This window comes from Enterococcus pernyi (assembly GCF_045371165.1).
Classification (GTDB): domain Bacteria; phylum Bacillota; class Bacilli; order Lactobacillales; family Enterococcaceae; genus Enterococcus_B; species Enterococcus_B pernyi.
Genome location: NZ_JBIQDM010000002.1, coordinates 152,387 through 169,395, shown reverse-complemented (window position 1 = coordinate 169,395; position 17,009 = coordinate 152,387). Strand labels below are relative to the sequence as shown.

Here is a 17,009-nt window from a genome sequence, read left to right as displayed (position 1 = left end):
TACGTGGAACAAATTCAAATCATCGATTCAAAAAAACATGTAGGCGAAACAGTAACGATCGGTGCTTGGGTCGCTAATAAGCGTTCAAGTGGGAAAATCGCCTTTTTACAATTACGAGATGGGACAGCATTCTTCCAAGGAGTTGTCGTAAAAAGCGAAGTGCCTGAGGAAGTTTTCCAAATGGCAAAAAATCTTTCTCAAGAAACATCGATCCTTGTGACAGGTGAGATTCGTGAAGATAGCCGTTCTAAATTTGGCTATGAGATCGGGATCACGAACATTGAAGTAGTGAGTGAAAGTCATGATTATCCAATCACACCAAAAGAACATGGAACAGATTTCTTGATGGATCATCGTCATTTATGGTTACGCTCTTCACGCCAACATGCAGTGATGCAGATTCGAAATGAAATCATCCGTGCAACCTACGAATTTTTCAACAACAACCAATTCGTTAAAATCGATCCACCGATCTTGACTGGCTCTGCCCCAGAAGGAACCACCGATCTATTTGAGACAAACTACTTTGATCAAAAAGCATATCTGTCACAAAGTGGTCAATTGTACATGGAAGCTGCTGCAATGGCATTTGGTAAAGTATTTTCATTTGGACCAACTTTCCGTGCTGAAAAATCAAAAACACGTCGTCATTTGATCGAATTTTGGATGATCGAACCTGAAATGGCGTTCACGCATCAAGAAGAAAGCTTAGAAGTACAAGAACAATATGTTGCTTTCTTAGTTCAAAGTGTATTAGATAACTGCGAGTATGCTTTAGACGTCTTAGAACGTGATAAAGAAGTATTGAAAACTTATACTAAATTACCTTTCCCACGTATCACGTATGATGATGCCATCGAATTATTGAAGAAAAATGGTTTTGACGATATCGAGTGGGGCGATGATTTCGGTTCACCACACGAAACGTTCATTGCGAACTCATTTGAACAACCAGTCTTTATCTTGAACTATCCAAAAGCGATCAAACCATTCTACATGAAACCACATCCAACAAGAGAAGATGTCGTGATTTGTGCAGATATGATCGCACCTGAAGGATATGGCGAGATCATCGGCGGAAGTGAACGTGCGACTGACTATGATTTCTTACTTGAACAAATCAAGAATCATGGCTTAGACGAAAAAGAATACTCATGGTACCTAGATCTACGTAAATACGGATCTGTTCCACATTCTGGTTTCGGCTTAGGCTTAGAACGTACAGTGACTTGGATCTCAGGGATCGATCATGTACGTGAAGCAATTCCATTCCCACGTTTGTTAAATCGTATTTACCCATAAGAAATAAGACGCGTTCCACGAAAATCGTTCATCGTATTTTCGTGGAACGCATTTTTTTTAAGAAGTTATTATGAAATCACTATTGTTCCAATTCCTTCTTTCTTTGGCTAGATGTGTGTGGGATAATAACGTAAAAGTGGCAAGGAAAGTAGGGTGTGTGATGGAACAACGACTTTTATTCATTGGAGATAGTATCACAGATGCGGGTAGAGGAACTGACGATCTCGGTCAGGGCTATGCACTGTTAACAGCGGCAAAATTGGCTGCGAGTGATCCAGAAAACACGTGGACATTCGTCAATCGCGGAATCGGCGGAAATAAGTTAGCAGACCTAAAGAAGCGCTGGCAAGCAGACTGCATCGATTTGAAACCTGATATGGTCTCGATTTTGATTGGTATCAATGATACATGGCACAATGTAGGCGAGCCTGCAGCATTTGCGACAAAAGAATCTTTTGAGCGTTTTGAAGCCGATTATCGGTATTTACTTGATCGTTTAGTGGAAAGTGGCATCAAAAAAATCGTCTTGATGGAACCATTTGTTTTGCCAGAGCCTGACGATCGGAGAAGTTGGCGTAGTGATCTTGATCCAAAGATCCACTTGATTCGTCAACTAGCAAAAGAATATCAAGCAGTTTTTGTCCCGTTAGATGGAACGTTGAATTCTTTAGGCATCTCATATGGCTATGAGAAATATACAGGGGATGATGGTGTCCATCCGACACTACTGGGTCATGAAACGATTGCCAATATTTGGATAGAAACGGTCAAAAAAAGAAAAGAGTGGTTTGAATGATCATTCGCCCAGCAACCGAAGCAGATCTACCGATGATCAATAGGTTGATCAGGCAACAAGAAAATCGATTCTTGGAGGAACTAATGCTGCCAGATATAAACGATCCATTGAATATATCGTTTATAGCAGCACATGATGACGCAGAAAAACAAATGATTTTCGCTTTTGGACAAGCGAGACAAATCGAAACGACTGAAGCAGATCAACAATCAGGTGAACTGCTTCAAACGATTTTTGTGGCAGTCGATCAAGAAAGAACAGTAGCCGCTCAGTTTATGGAGCAGTGGTTACTAGAAGCAAAAAAACGTAAAATCAAGAGAGTCGATTTCAATGGTTTTTAACGTAAGACTCTTATTAGAATGGAGAAAGAAACAATGAGTTGTATTGGAAATATTATTTGGTTTATTTTTGGTGGCTTACTCGGAGGACTGAGTTGGGCGGTAGCAGGTGTATTATGGTGTATCACAATTGTTGGTATTCCGGTCGGGCTACAATGTTTCAAACTAGCTTCTTTATCGTTTGCACCCTTTGGAAAAGAAGTCATTTATACAAACAATGGCGTGTCTTTGATCGTCAATATCATTTGGTTGATCGTGTCAGGTTTGCCGATTGCTTTAGGTCATGTCATCAGTGGGATTTTACTTTGTATCACGATCATTGGTATTCCTTTCGCAAAGCAATCCTTCAAACTAGCACGCCTAGCGTTGATGCCATTTGGGGCAGAAATCGTTTAAATAGTCACTAAATATAAAAGTAACTCTCTTGCACAGTTGTTTGTCTGTCCAAAGAGTTACTTTTTTTACACTTAGCGAGTGATATCTGTATGTTTTTTAGGTATTTGCTTACTCAAAAAATTCGATTTGTTGGTTGCGTCTACTACGCGATGATTAAAATTCGCTTGTGTAAAGGACGTTTGTGTTGGAGAAGTTGGAAGTGTCACGTCTGTGGTGTTACTTTTAGAGGTCTGTCTATCAGAAAAAATCCTATCTTTGACTGTTCCCCCAAACCGCTGGCTCTTAACTTTTACTTTTTGGCGAAATCCCTCTTTTAATGGTTGATCCGTTCCATCGATGATTGCGTTGATGTGAGCATCCAATGGTTTCAATCGCCTGGAATCATCATAAAAAACATGATAATAATAAGGTGCAACCTCGACGGATTGATTTTTGACAAATTTTTTAGGTGTTTTAGGATCTTCGTAGACTTTCTTTACGAAATCATCCGAAATATCAACGAATTCATCTCTGGAGATAGTTTCTTTTAGACCAGTGATTTTTTTTCGCTGTTCGTAATGTTTCCATAATTGAAAAAATTTTTGATCGTGTTTTAAATTTTCACCTAAAAAAGTCTGAAAGAACCGCTCACGAAACGCAAACGATGAGCAGAATTTAGGTTTCACTTTATCTTCAATCAATGGTGGAGTAAAAATAGCTTCCTGACAATTATGAAGAACACTTCGGAAAGTGACAAGCGGTTCTAAAATCGGGCAGTTGGGAATCATTGCATACCCTCTCATTTCAAAATTAAGGTTTTTTGCAGGCTTATCTGAGAGTCTGGTGATTTCATTGATGAGGTTGATCTTAGACTCACTGTGGTGTTCAAGCTTTGTCGCAAATAGTATTTTACTTAATTTCCCCAACTGATCCGCTGGGATTTTTAGCAAATGATTCCCCATCTTTTTATTTGTCTCATATTTATCTAATTTCGCGACAAGATAGTCATTATCTTGCTTATAAATTACTAAGCCATAAATATGATTATGATAAGAGTCAGGGGTCACTGAATAAGCTGGAAAAATCATAAAACTGGCTGGGTCATCTTTTTTTAAATGTCTGATTTTCTCTTCCAGTTCAGTCGGTTTTTTCATATCGTAGTAGACGATCGTATTTCTTAAAGACTGGATCACTTGATTTTTTTGACTTTCATTGATCAAGGTACCAGCAACATCATTTTCAATCATTTTGATAAATCTTGAAAATAAAAATTGATAATTTTTTCTTCCGCCTGAACCGACAACTTCAAATGCCGCCGCATTTCCTAATCTTAAAGCAAGTGCCAATTGGTGGTATTGTCCATCAAAATCAAGCATAATAACTCTCCTTATTTTTTATTTTCGTGCAATAGTCCCACCATAGAAAGTATAGGATAAATTTACTTGGCAACTGTTTTTCGCTTTATCTCAATTTCGTAGGAAAACAGTTATCTTTGTATTGAACAGACTTGGCGCTCTTTTTTTGAGAGAAAACTAATGGAGGTAACGTTATCTGATGAAGTAGAAGCAATACTATTACTTGGTCTAAAATATTGAGAATTCTCATTGTTTTTATGTTGAGATTTATCAGTTGTTATGTTCTTTTTATTGGTTATATGACTTATTTTTGTGTGCAATGTTTCCAATTTTTTTGACCTTGAATGAAATACTTTATAATTTTGTTGACTGGCTTCATTTGTTTGATTTCTCTTAAATTCTATTGGAACGGCTGGATCATTTAAGACTTTATTTAAATATTTAATAGAAAGATAGCGGATTTTTCCTTTGTATTCTTTATCAACTAATTGAGTTTCTGCTTTTCGCATGGTGTAATAATGCCATAATATAGAAAATTGTTGATTATGTTGCTCATTATCGGTTAAAAACGTTTGATAAAATCGCATCCGAAGCTCCTTTGAAGGCCATAGTTTTGGATTGATCACTTTCTTCTCCTTGATTTCGGCAGACGAAATTGGCTTATTGCAATTGTAGACAGTCCATTTTAATGCTGTTAACGGTTCAAGTATCGGGCAATTTGTAATGCCTGGATAACCACGCATTTCCACATGTAAAGCAGAGGGTTTTTCAACAGCTATTTTTTTTAGTTTTGAGAATATATCAACAGATATTCTCGTCTTTCGATACTCAAACTTAGAATAATAAAGAATATCGCTAAGCTTATTTAAATTTTTTTCATCAATTTTAAGCTGGAAGTTCGTAGTCATTGACTCTAATTTATTGATCTTAGTAACAATGTAGTCCTTATTTTTGTGAATGATCAAGCTATATATGTGATCATGAAATAATCTTATAGTAGTAGAGTAAGAGGGAATGATGACAAAGCTAGTTGGGTCATCCTCTTTTAAGTTTTCCATGATGTGCTGAATGTCTTCTCTTTTTTTGGCATCGTAATAGTCAATTGTATGTTCAAGAGAGTGTATCAAGTCATTTTTTTTGACTGTTTCAATAAAAAATGAATCTTGATCATTTTCGATCATTTTTATCAATTTTGAAAATAAAAATTGATAATTTTCTTTTCCTTTCTTTCCGACTGCTTTGAAGTTGGTAGCTTTTCCTAGTCGCAAAGCCATAGCTAGTATATGGTATTGATCGTTGAAATCAATCATGTATTTCCTCCTTTAGTTTCTTATGTAAAAGTTTATCATTCGTCACTTTTACATAAGAAACTTCTTTTACACCTTGCAGAAATAATGATTCTCCCGAACGATACTTTAATCATGATCTGTTATTACTATGATTTGACATATGAATAACCATTCATGTATAATGACTTATGAATAGATAGTCATATGTTTGGTAAGGAGGGACTTGAAATGAAAAGTTATCAATTAGAAGGTTTAGATTGCGCAAATTGTGCGATGAAAATCGAAAAAAAAGTACAAGCAATACCTGGCGTAAAAGAAGCATCAGTCAATTTTGCGACTGGAAAAATGATGATCGATGCAGATAAAGCGGTCATTGAAACGATTGAAAAGCAAGTAACAGAAGAAATCCATCAATTAGAACCAGAGGTCAAAGTAATCGAAGTGAAAAACCAGATAAGTGAAAATCATGAACCAGAAAAAGAAAATAAAACAGCGTTGTTACGTATCATCATAGCGTCACTTAGTTTACTTTTATTGTTTTTATGGAAGCCTGCTGAGCCAATTCGTTTCGTTACTTTTTTCGCCATTTTTGTTCTTATCGGCTTTGATGTGATCAAGCAAGCGGTTGTCAATATTCGTAAAGGACAAGTGTTTGATGAAAATTTTTTAATGTCGATTGCAACGATTGGTGCAATGATGATCGGTGAATATCCAGAAGCAGTTGCTGTCATGTTGTTTTATCAAATCGGTGAGTATTTCCAACATTTTGCGGTCGATCAGTCTCGTCGGTCCATTCGTGAGTTGATGGCGATCCGACCGGAAGTTGCTCATGTGATCACTGAAAGCGGCTTGGTAAATAAGCAACCAGAAGAAGTGCAGATCGGTGAGTCGGTCATGGTCAAACCAGGTGAAAGAATTCCTTTGGATGGAACGATTTTGAAGGGACAATCCCTCGTAGATACATCTGCATTAACAGGAGAATCATTGCCTAAAGAAGTGATGAATGGTGAAAATGTATTAAGTGGTTTTATCAATAAGACCCATCCTCTAACCATCGAAGTTAAAAAGAACTATGAAAATTCGACCATCAGCAAATTATTAGAACTAGTGGAGACAGCAAGCAGTAAAAAGGCACCTGCTGAAAAATTCATCACTAAGTTTGCTCGTTACTATACGCCGATCGTCGTTGCGTTAGCTGTTCTTTTAGCAACTGTCCCACCCTTACTTTATGGAGGAGATTTTTCTGAATGGATTTATCGAGCATTGACATTCCTAGTGATCTCTTGTCCATGTGCATTGGTCATTTCTGTTCCACTTAGCTTTTTCGGAGGAATCGGTGGAGCTAGTAAACGGGGGATACTTGTCAAAGGTGGAAATTATCTAGAACTTTTAGCTCGTACAGAAACAGTAGTATTTGACAAAACAGGTACCCTGACCAAGGGTGATTTTGCCGTACAAAAAGTTGTTTCTACCATTGACGAGAAAGCATTTATGAAATATGTGGCGAGTCTAGAAAATGTATCGACACATCCAATCGCCAAGGCGGTCATGGATACCTACAGTGGCCCGTTATATGAAATTGAAGAACCTGCAGAAATCGCTGGAGAAGGAATCAACGCCCAGGTCAAGGGACAAGAGGTACTTGTCGGAAATCAAAAATTATTGGCTCGCTATGGAGTCGAGCAACCAGAGAATCATGAAATAGGAACATTGATCTATTTAGCGATCGACAGTCAGCTCATGGGCTATTTAGTTATTGCGGATACGATCAAACCAGATGCAACATTTGCTATCGAGACATTGAAAAAAGTCGGCGTCAAAAAGACAGTGATGTTGACAGGTGATGCCCAAAAGATTGCGGAACAAGTCGCAAAAGAGGTCGGAGTCGATACAGTCTATAGTGAACTGCTTCCAGAAGATAAGGTAGAAAAATTAGAAGCATTGATGAGCGAAACGACTCAGAAAACTGCCTTTGTCGGAGACGGGATCAATGATGCACCGGTATTAGCTCGAGCAGATGTGGGAATCGCCATGGGTGGTTTAGGCAGTGATGTAGCCATTGAAGCAGCCGACGTCGTCATCATGAACGATGAGCCATCAAAACTTGCGGAGGCGATTGAAATTTCAAGAAAAACGTTGAAAATCGTCAAGCAAAATATTGCGTTTGCTATCGGAGTAAAAGTAATCGTATTGGTTCTCGGAGCTATTGGCTTTGCTTCTATGGGAAATGCAGTCTTTGCCGATGTGGGTGTGACCCTGATAGCAGTTTTAAACGCCATGCGTGGGCTATCTGTCAAAAAAGTCAAATAAACAGTCAAAAAAGCACCGTTAAACCACAGAAATCATTTATTTGAGGACTGTGGTTTTTCTGTGATTAAAATAACTGGAAGATTTTAATTGTTCTGAAAATTCCAAAATAGTTAGAAAATACTTCTTGTTTGTGCGCCTTTAGATTAGGTGTTAGAGGGTAAAATGAAAAATAAATGTAAAAACAATGTGTTTTACCTAAAATAATCCACAAATAAAATAACGAAGTGTTGTAAACATTATGAAAATTGAATATGATAGTCAATGAATAATTATTAAATATTTATAAAGGAGAAATCAGATGAACGAAAAACAACTGCGCTGGTTTACAGTAGCGTTGATTGCATTCAACATGGTCTGGGGTATGGGGAATGTCGTCAATAACTACGCGCAACAAGGAATCTCAGTAATCACTTCATGGTTATTGATCCTAGCTATTTATTTTATCCCCTATGCACTGATCGTCGGTCAATTAGGATCAGCATTCAAAGATAGTAAAGGGGGCGTTAGTTCTTGGGTAGAAAATACTACTTCGAATAAACGCTTAGCTTATTATGCTGCCTGGACATATTGGGTCGTGCATATTCCATACTTAGCACAAAAACCACAAGCGATTTTGATTGCAGCTGGTTGGGCAGTTCAAGGAAATGGGGATATCGTCAATACGATGTCTGTCCAAATGGTCGCAGTGATCTCCTTGATCATTTTCTTAGCTTTCTTGTATCTATCAACAAAAGGCTTATCAACGTTAAAAGTTATCGGTGGTTTAGCAGGTACAGCGATGTTCGTCATGTCATTATTATTCATTTTACTTGCTGTTACTGCGCCATTCATCAATCCAACGATGGAATTTGCGACAGCAAATATGAACCAAGTCAAAACGTATATTCCTAAGTTTGACTTTAGTTACTTTACGACTGTTTCAATGTTAGTCTTTGCTGTAGGAGGCGCTGAGAAAATCTCTCCTTATGTTAATTCTACACGTAACCCGGCAAAAGAATTTCCAAAAGGGATGATCTTTTTAGCAGCAATGGTCGGTATCTGTGCTGTTTTAGGTTCTGTGGCAATGGGTATGTTATTTGCAAGTGACAATATTCCGAAAGATTTAATGGCAAACGGTGCGTACAGTGCCTTCCAAATCTTAGGTAACTATTATGGTATCGGTAATGCATTGATGATCATCTATGCATTGACGAATATGGTCGGTCAAATTTCTGCCTTGGCATTTTCTATTGATGCGCCATTGAAGATCTTGTTAGCCGATGCAGATCCAGAATTTGTACCAAGTTGGTTACGTAAACGTAACCGTAAAGGAACGTTGGTCAATGGTTACATGTTAACTGGTATCTTAGTCGGTATCATCATTCTATTACCGATTATTGGTATCAAAGATATGAATGAATTAGTTAAATGGTTGACGAACTTAAATTCAGTCGTTATGCCAATGCGTTACTTATGGGTATTCCTAGCCTATATGATGTTGAACAAAGCATACAAAAAATTCACGTCAGAATATAAGTTCGTGAAAAATCCTAAAGTTGGATTCATCTTTGGTGCTTGGTGTTTTGCTTTCACTGCGTTTGCATGTATTTTGGGAATGGTACCAAAAGTGGAATACGCTGCTGATCCACAAGCTTGGTGGTTCCAATTGATCTCAAACATCGTCACACCGATCATTTTGATTTTACTAGGTATGATCTTACCAGCAATCGCGCGTCGTGATAATAAGAAAAATCCATTGAAAGAACCAGTTTCTCAACTTTAAAATAAGATTTGACCGAATCAGTCCAACGATTGGTTCGGTCTTTTTTTGCGTTATTAAGAATAAGAGGTAAAATAAAAAGATGACCATTCGAAGGAGGACAAAAAATGAAAATAATGATTATTGGACAGTCGGGTGCAGGTAAGTCCACACTTGCAAGAAGCTTACAAGCAACGTCAGGAAGCCCTCTTTTAGCACTGGATCGTTTGTGGCTAACAACGGACTATGGAAAAGCAGCTAAGCAATGGTTGTTAAAAGAACAGGAAAAATTTATGGCTGAGAACAAGGATTGGATCATTGAAGGGAATTATCTATCGATTGCAAAAGATCGAATTGAACAAGCTGACTTGATCCTGTTACTTCGCTTGCTGAGACACATCGCGATGTATCGTGTGGTCAAACGTTCGATTAAACGAAAATTAGATAAAAGTACCCGTCCAGATGTTCCAGAAGAATTTATAGAAAAATTCGACAAAGAATATTTGGACTTTTTACTTTTTGTTTGGCGTTTCAAGAAAGAAAGGGAACCCTTAGCAATCAAAAAAATCTATGAACAAGGAGCAGAAGGAAAATTAGTCATTTTGAATGGTTCACGACAGCAAAAAAAATTTCTAGAGCAATGGCAAAGTAAAAGTAGTTGACACGTTTCGTTTACAAGTGTAATCTGTATTTAGAATTCAAGTTTACATTTGTAAACGAAGAGGAGAGTGATACATATGGAAGAAGTGAAAAAGCCAATCAAAATCAGTGACTCAGAATGGGAAATCATGCGTGTCGTCTGGACATTAGGAAACACCACAGCTCAGGAAATCACACAGATCCTTTCTGAATCAATGGGCTGGAAAGCAGCAACAGTCAAAACGTTATTAGGACGACTTGTAAAAAAAGAAGCGATTTGGACAGAACAAGAAGGGAAAAAATTTATTTATCACCCAGCGGTGTCTGAAACGGACACTGTGCAAAGTGCTGCTGAAAATTTATTCTCACATATTTGTGCGAAGAAAATCGGCGAGACGATTGCAGATCTTGTCTCAGAAGCAACTTTAACACATGCAGATATTGACCAAATCATGGCAGAACTAAAGAAAAAAGAGCCAGTAACAGATATCCAGTGCAATTGCATTCCAGGACAATGTCATTGCCATCAAAACAACTAGGAGGAAAACAGGGATGAAAACAAAAGTAACGATCAAAGGAATGAGCTGTAAACATTGCGTTGCAAGAGTGGAAGAAACGGTCAATGCGCTACCGGGTGTAAAAAAAATTAATGTCAACTTAAAAAAAGAGATCGGAACTGTGTCATTAGATGAAACAGTGATCCAACCATCTACGATATGTCAAGCAATCAATGATTTAGGCTATCAAGCAGAGGTGATTTAAATGGAGTATCCAGCTAAAAAAGACACACTCGTGATTACTGGAATGACTTGTGCCAATTGTGCTGCACGAATCGAAAAAGAGTTGAATGAACAGCCCGGTGTATTATCTGCGACTGTTAATCTGGCAACAGAAAAAGCGACGATCAATTATCAGGAAGTATCAATTGAAGAACTGATCCAGAGTGTTGAAACCATTGGTTATGGTGCGATTTTATATGATGAGGCCCATAAGCAAAAAATTGCAGAAGAAAAGCAAACTTATTTAACAAAGATGAAGCGAGATGTCATCATAGGTGCTATCTTGACGCTTCCTATGATGATCGCGATGATTGCAATGATGTTAGGCTTTCACGGAACGCTTGTCCATTTTTTCCATGATCCATGGGTCCAACTGATTTTAGCAATCCCTGTCCAGTTTTATATTGGTTGGCGCTTTTATGAAGGAGCGTATCATGCCATCAAAACAAACGCACCCAATATGGATGTGTTAGTGGCAATCGGTACGACCGCCGCATTTGCGCTTAGTGTATACAATGGTTTTTTCAGTACACATTCATCGGACTTATATTTTGAAAGTAGCAATATGATCATCACACTGATTTTGTTAGGAAAATATTTGGAACACACAGCCAAAAGTAAAACCGGCGATGCCATCAAGCAGTTGATGTCTCTTCAGAAAAAAACAGCACAGGTCATAAAAAATGGTGAAGAAAAGACCATACCAATCGAGCAAGTAGAGATTGGGGATATTTTACTCGTCCGACCGGGAGAACAAATCCCAACAGATGGGAAAGTCATCAAAGGAGATAGTGCGATCGATGAAGGAATGTTGACTGGAGAAAGTGTGCCAGTTGAGAAAAAAACGGGGGATCTACTCTTCGGCGGAACCATCAATTCCACAGGGATTCTTGAAATGACGGTGACCCAAGTAGGAAAAGGAACTGTCCTCTCACAAATCATCCAAATGGTGGAAGATGCCCAAGGAAGTAAAGCACCGATCCAAAAAATTGCTGATAAGATTTCTGGTATTTTTGTTCCTATCGTTTTAGTCATTGCTTTCTTTACCTTAATAGTCACTGGACTCATCAGTGGCAACTGGGAACTGGCAGTGATCCATAGTGTTTCAGTGTTGGTTATTGCTTGTCCTTGTGCGTTAGGACTAGCGACACCAACTGCTATCATGGTTGGTACAGGATTAGGCGCACGAAAGGGTATTTTGATCAAAGGCGGCGAGGCATTAGAAGCTGCAACACATCTAGACACGATCCTTTTAGATAAAACTGGTACGATCACACAAGGTAAACCAGTGGTCACAGACGTTATTGGTGACGAAGAAGTGTTAACGATCGCCACCACATTAGAGCAAGGCTCAGAGCATCCTTTAGGCAAAGCCATTGTGACTTATGGAAAAGAACAGGCGATCGCGACTTTGCCTGTGGTTCAAGCAAAAGCACATCCGGGTGCTGGGATCAGTGGGGTAATAGATGGAAAATCTTATTTTATTGGTACGAGAAAACGACTAGTGGAGCTGAACGTTTCATTTGAAGCGTATCAAGAACAAGCGTTACAATTAGAACGACAAGGAAAAACCGTGATGTTTCTTGCAGATGACAGACAGGTATTGGGGATGATCGCTGTGGCTGATCAGATCAAAGAACACGCACGATCAGCAATCCAACAATTACAAGCCCAAGGATTGGCAGTTTATATGGTCACAGGGGACAATCAATCAGTTGCAACGACGATTGGACAAGAAGTTGGTATTCCAAAAGAACACATCTTTGCTGAAGTATTACCTGATGAAAAAGCAGGATATGTCGAAAAATTGCAAAAAGAAGGAAAACAAGTGGGGATGGTCGGTGATGGTATCAATGATGCCCCCGCCTTGGCTTTAGCAAATGTCGGTATCGCCATGGGGAATGGCACCGATATCGCTATGGAAACAGCAGATGTAACGTTAATGAATAGTCAACTCTCGTCGATTGGACAAACGATCGAACTTTCAAGTGTGACCTTGAAAAAAATCAAACAAAACTTATTTTGGGCATTTATTTATAACACGATTGGCATTCCATTTGCTGCGTTTGGCTTATTGAATCCAATCATTGCCGGAGGAGCGATGGCCTTTAGCTCAATCAGTGTGTTACTCAATTCATTAAGTCTAAACCAAAAAATGAAGAAATAAACGGTTCAACAAAGGAAAGGACAGAATGAAAATGAACGAGCAAAAAAAACAAACGATGCACGAGCATCATCATGATGAAATGAAGCAACAAACGAACATGACACACCATAAAATGGATCATACGAGTATGGACCATACAAAAATGAACCACGAGAGCATGGCACATGAGCATCACTCAATGGACCACAGTTCAATGGATCATCATGACCATATGAGCGGCGGGATGGATCATTCGATGCACATGGGGAATTTTAAACAAAAATTTTGGTTGTCCTTGTTGCTAGCGATTCCGATCATCTTGTTTTCTCCCATGATGGGCATGGAATTCCCCTTTCAAGTGACTTTCCCTGGCTCTGATTGGCTCGTCTTGATCCTGGCGACCATCTTGTTCATCTATGGCGGACAACCCTTTTTAAGTGGCGCTAAAATGGAATTGAAACAAAAAAGTCCAGCAATGATGACCTTGATTGCTATGGGGATCAGTGTCGCCTATGTTTATAGTGTCTATTCTTTTATCGCAAATCTCATCAATCCCCATACTCATGTGATGGACTTCTTCTGGGAATTGGCGACGTTGATCGTCATCATGCTATTAGGGCACTGGATCGAAATGAGTGCCGTTTCTAATGCAAGTAATGCGTTACAGAAATTAGCAGAATTATTACCGGAAACGGTCAAACGATTACGAACAGATGGGACAGAAGAGACAATTTCTTTAAAAGAGGTCAAAGAGGGCGATCATTTAGTCGTTCGAGCAGGAGATAAAATGCCAACGGATGGGAAGATCCTGAAAGGTGAAACGATCGTGGACGAATCTGCCGTAACTGGCGAATCCAAAGGGGTCAAAAAGCAAACATCTGATCCAGTGATCGGTGGTTCGATCAATGGAGACGGTACTATTGAGATCGAAGTGACTGGAACTGGTGAAAATAGCTATTTAGCAAAAGTCATGGATATGGTCCGTCAAGCACAAGGTGAAAAGTCAAAACTAGAATCTTTGTCTGACAAAGTAGCCAAATGGTTGTTTTATGTCGCATTGATCGCCGGTCTATTGGCATTTGTTGTGTGGCTCTTTTTAACCGATTTACCAACTGCTTTAGAACGAATGGTCACCGTCTTCATTATTGCCTGTCCTCATGCGTTAGGTTTGGCGATTCCTTTAGTTGTTGCACGTTCGACATCGATTGCTGCTAAAAATGGGTTGTTGCTCAAAAGTCGTCGCGCCTTAGAACAAGCCAATGAGTTAGATGTCATCATGCTGGATAAAACAGGTACGTTGACGGAAGGAAAGTTCACCGTCACTGGTATCGAAAGCTTAGACGATGATTATCCTCAAGAAGAACTATTGAAATATCTAGGTGCCTTAGAAGCGAACGCCAATCATCCTTTAGCCATTGGGATCATGCGTTATTTGAAGGAACAAAATATTTCTCCTTATCAAGCAGAGAATCAAAAAAATCTTTCAGGGGTTGGCTTAACTGGCACAGTAGCAGATAAGAATGTAAAAGTAGTCAACGAAAAAGAAATCAAACGTTTAGGACTTGAAATTGCAAAGGAGCGATTAACTCCTTACGAAGAACAAGGGAATACTGTCAGTTTTCTATTGATCGATGATCGTTTAGTGGGATTAGTGGCTTTAGGCGACATCATCAAAGCAGAAGCAAAAACCTTTATTCAAAGTCTCAAAGAAAGAAATATCACTCCGGTTATGTTGACTGGTGACAATCCACATGCAGCAGAAGTGGTCGCACAATACTTAGGTATTGAAGAGTATTATGGCGGACTTTTACCAAATGACAAGGAAGATATCGTCAAACGTTATCAGGAACAAGGGAAAAAAGTCATCATGGTCGGTGACGGAATCAACGACGCCCCAAGTTTAGCACGTGCGACGATCGGGATGGCGATTGGGGCAGGAACCGATATTGCGATCGACTCAGCGGATGTGGTTTTGATCAACAGTGATCCAAAAGATATCTTGCATTTCTTAGATCTAGCCAAACAAACGAGAAAGAAAATGATCCAAAACCTATGGTGGGGAGCTGGTTACAACATTCTTGCCATTCCTTTAGCAGCAGGGATTCTTGCACCGATCGGGATTTTGTTAAGCCCAGCGATTGGAGCTGTCTTGATGTCATTGAGTACCGTAGTTGTAGCACTGAATGCGTTGACGTTGAAGATCAAAGAATGATCATTTTTAGTAAATAATTATTGAATAAAGAGTGAATATGACTATGTCAATGCGGTCGGGACAGAAGTGTTCAGTCTCAAGAAATAAGGCGCCAGCCACGAAAATTGTTTTTCAAATTTTTGTGGCTGGCGTCTTATTTCCGAAGAAGTTACTTCTGTTCCTGTTGTTTATCCGGTTTTAGGTGGTGGGAGAGAACGAAGGGCTCACTTCTTTTTTGTCGTTGGTATGATTTACACAAACGAGAGACTTTGGATTAATTTCTGGTTAATTTTGTAAATTAGTAAAATAATAAAAATAAAAAATATTTCTTTGCGTACTTTATATAAGAGACATTTTCAGAGTATTGATGAACCACTCTGGAAAAACTATTGATAGAGTGAGGTTAAGCAATGAATTGGCAAACATTACTAACAAAAAATGCACAGAATATCTTTTTACTGATCAACCAAATGAAAGATCTGACATGGAAGAAAAGCGACTTAGCAAAAAGGATGGATGTCGATGTCAAAACGATCGATCGTTATTTGAAGCGATTGAAATCAGAGGATTATCCGTTAGAACTAGCGTATGACAAAAAAGAAGTCCAACTGGTTTATCATCAAGCATACAATGAGCCATTTCTTTTGTTTGAATTTTTGATCCGATCGGATTCGTTCTGTTTATTACGGGATCTGATTTTACAAAGGGAATACTCCTTCGAATACGATCGTTCCGCACAAGAACGATTGAAAAAATGGCTAGGGGATTATCATCTTTCTTTTTCCTACAAAAAGCGACAAATCTATGGTTCTGAACGAAAAATCAGATATTTACTTTTTTGTTTTCTCAAAGAGTTCCCAACTTTTTTTAAGGAAGACCATGATCAAACATTTTCAGAACTATTCATCCAACTTCTAGACCAACGTCCCAAACATACAGATATTGAGATTTTTACAAATCATCAATTGTTCTTCTATGAGATTTTTCCAGAACTACTCTTTCGCTCTGAACAAAAGCTTCCGACAAAAGAAAAGAATTATCGGGCTATCCTGCGACTGAATAGCCATTTGATCACAGACAAGCGGTGGGAAAGGATCGAAAAAACCTCCGTCTATCAAAAATTATCGATCGTTACTGAAAAATTAGATTCATTATTTTGGTTGACGAATGATTTTGAAAGTTCCAACAAAAAGAAAATAACAAGAGTACTATTCCAAGAGTGGTTAAAATATTCAATTGGTCTTCATGATCGCTTTATCCATGAAGAAGCTGTTGCCTACCAAGCATTAGCAGACACGATCCCTAATTTTATTGAAAAATCAAACCAGTTTCGTATCGCTTTGCAACAAGCTTTGTTTCAGCCAACCACCGATTGGGCAAGGATGTTGCTGAAATTATTAAATGAACGAGGCTATCTGGAGATGTATGCACCGGAAGTTAAAATCGTATTCTTTTTTCGCTATGACCATGAAGAAGCTAGACGACTTGCAGCAATTTTAGATAAAACGTTACGTCATCGCAAACGCACATCGATCCACGTATGTACCAGGAGTAAGCCACCTAGTTATGCTCAGCTTGTCATCACAGACCATTTTTTTTCTGCTAGTCTCACTAATGATCAGAAAACTTATTTTTATCAAGACTCACTTGGAATCGAAAAACTATTATCAGACATCGATTATTGGATCAACACAAAGATAACTTTTACGAGTAAACGAATCATCGAACGCTAGAATATGCTATAATGGACT

The 17,009-nt window shown here is 38.6% G+C and carries 14 protein-coding genes; 12 read left to right on the top strand and 2 right to left on the bottom strand.

Annotated elements, in window-relative coordinates:
- Positions 1-3: 3 nt before the first annotated feature.
- The 4 genes from asnS to ACH0AK_RS03360 all read left to right on the top strand — a co-directional run bounded on the left by asnS (position 4) and on the right by ACH0AK_RS03360 (position 2,832).
- The gene (gene asnS, locus ACH0AK_RS03375; protein WP_010734979.1) at positions 4-1,302 is read left to right on the top strand and encodes an asparagine--tRNA ligase; all 1,299 of its coding nucleotides are present in this window, start codon (positions 4-6) and stop codon (positions 1,300-1,302) included.
- A gap of 160 nt (positions 1,303-1,462) precedes the next feature.
- Positions 1,463-2,098, top strand: coding sequence for an SGNH/GDSL hydrolase family protein (locus ACH0AK_RS03370; RefSeq protein WP_104776392.1), 636 nt, complete (start codon positions 1,463-1,465; stop codon positions 2,096-2,098).
- A complete protein-coding gene (locus ACH0AK_RS03365; protein WP_023519988.1) occupies positions 2,095-2,439 on the top strand; it encodes a GNAT family N-acetyltransferase in 345 nt (114 codons plus the stop codon). Before ACH0AK_RS03370 ends, ACH0AK_RS03365 begins: the two co-directional genes overlap by 4 nt.
- A gap of 33 nt (positions 2,440-2,472) precedes the next feature.
- The gene (locus ACH0AK_RS03360; RefSeq protein WP_010734982.1) at positions 2,473-2,832 is read left to right on the top strand and encodes a YccF domain-containing protein; all 360 of its coding nucleotides are present in this window, start codon (positions 2,473-2,475) and stop codon (positions 2,830-2,832) included.
- Positions 2,833-2,903: 71 nt separating this feature from the next.
- Here the strand turns inward: ACH0AK_RS03360 and ACH0AK_RS03355 are convergent, their stop codons facing one another.
- Together ACH0AK_RS03355 and ACH0AK_RS03350 are read right to left on the bottom strand one after the other, a co-directional pair.
- Positions 2,904-4,187: a hypothetical protein gene (locus ACH0AK_RS03355; protein WP_438846639.1), complete on the bottom strand. Its 1,284-nt coding sequence runs from the start codon at positions 4,185-4,187 to the stop codon at positions 2,904-2,906.
- Between the two features lie 110 nt (positions 4,188-4,297).
- Positions 4,298-5,476, bottom strand: a complete 1,179-nt coding sequence (locus tag ACH0AK_RS03350) for a hypothetical protein (protein WP_137072589.1) — start codon at positions 5,474-5,476, stop codon at positions 4,298-4,300.
- A gap of 207 nt (positions 5,477-5,683) precedes the next feature.
- Here ACH0AK_RS03350 and ACH0AK_RS03345 point away from each other — a divergent pair, with 207 nt between their 5' ends.
- The 8 genes from ACH0AK_RS03345 to ACH0AK_RS03310 all read left to right on the top strand — a co-directional run bounded on the left by ACH0AK_RS03345 (position 5,684) and on the right by ACH0AK_RS03310 (position 16,991).
- Positions 5,684-7,765, top strand: a complete 2,082-nt coding sequence (locus tag ACH0AK_RS03345) for a heavy metal translocating P-type ATPase (protein WP_438846638.1) — start codon at positions 5,684-5,686, stop codon at positions 7,763-7,765.
- Positions 7,766-8,063: 298 nt separating this feature from the next.
- Positions 8,064-9,527 carry an APC family permease gene (locus tag ACH0AK_RS03340; RefSeq protein ID WP_010734986.1) on the top strand — a complete coding sequence of 488 codons (1,464 nt, stop codon included), beginning with the start codon at positions 8,064-8,066 and terminating at the stop codon, positions 9,525-9,527.
- 104 nt (positions 9,528-9,631) lie between these two features.
- Positions 9,632-10,165 carry a P-loop NTPase family protein gene (locus ACH0AK_RS03335; protein ID WP_226075602.1) on the top strand — a complete coding sequence of 178 codons (534 nt, stop codon included), beginning with the start codon at positions 9,632-9,634 and terminating at the stop codon, positions 10,163-10,165.
- 75 nt (positions 10,166-10,240) lie between these two features.
- Positions 10,241-10,681: a CopY/TcrY family copper transport repressor gene (locus tag ACH0AK_RS03330; protein WP_226075599.1), complete on the top strand. Its 441-nt coding sequence runs from the start codon at positions 10,241-10,243 to the stop codon at positions 10,679-10,681.
- A gap of 13 nt (positions 10,682-10,694) precedes the next feature.
- Entirely contained in the window at positions 10,695-10,904 is a 210-nt protein-coding gene (copZ, locus tag ACH0AK_RS03325) for a copper chaperone CopZ (protein ID WP_010734989.1), read from the top strand.
- Positions 10,905-13,088: a heavy metal translocating P-type ATPase gene (locus ACH0AK_RS03320; RefSeq protein WP_226075597.1), complete on the top strand. Its 2,184-nt coding sequence runs from the start codon at positions 10,905-10,907 to the stop codon at positions 13,086-13,088. It abuts the gene before it with no gap.
- Between the two features lie 127 nt (positions 13,089-13,215).
- Positions 13,216-15,279: a copper/silver-translocating P-type ATPase CopB gene (gene copB / locus ACH0AK_RS03315; RefSeq protein ID WP_371740695.1), complete on the top strand. Its 2,064-nt coding sequence runs from the start codon at positions 13,216-13,218 to the stop codon at positions 15,277-15,279.
- Positions 15,280-15,668: 389 nt separating this feature from the next.
- A complete protein-coding gene (locus tag ACH0AK_RS03310; RefSeq protein ID WP_023519980.1) occupies positions 15,669-16,991 on the top strand; it encodes a hypothetical protein in 1,323 nt (440 codons plus the stop codon).
- Positions 16,992-17,009 lie beyond the last annotated feature (18 nt).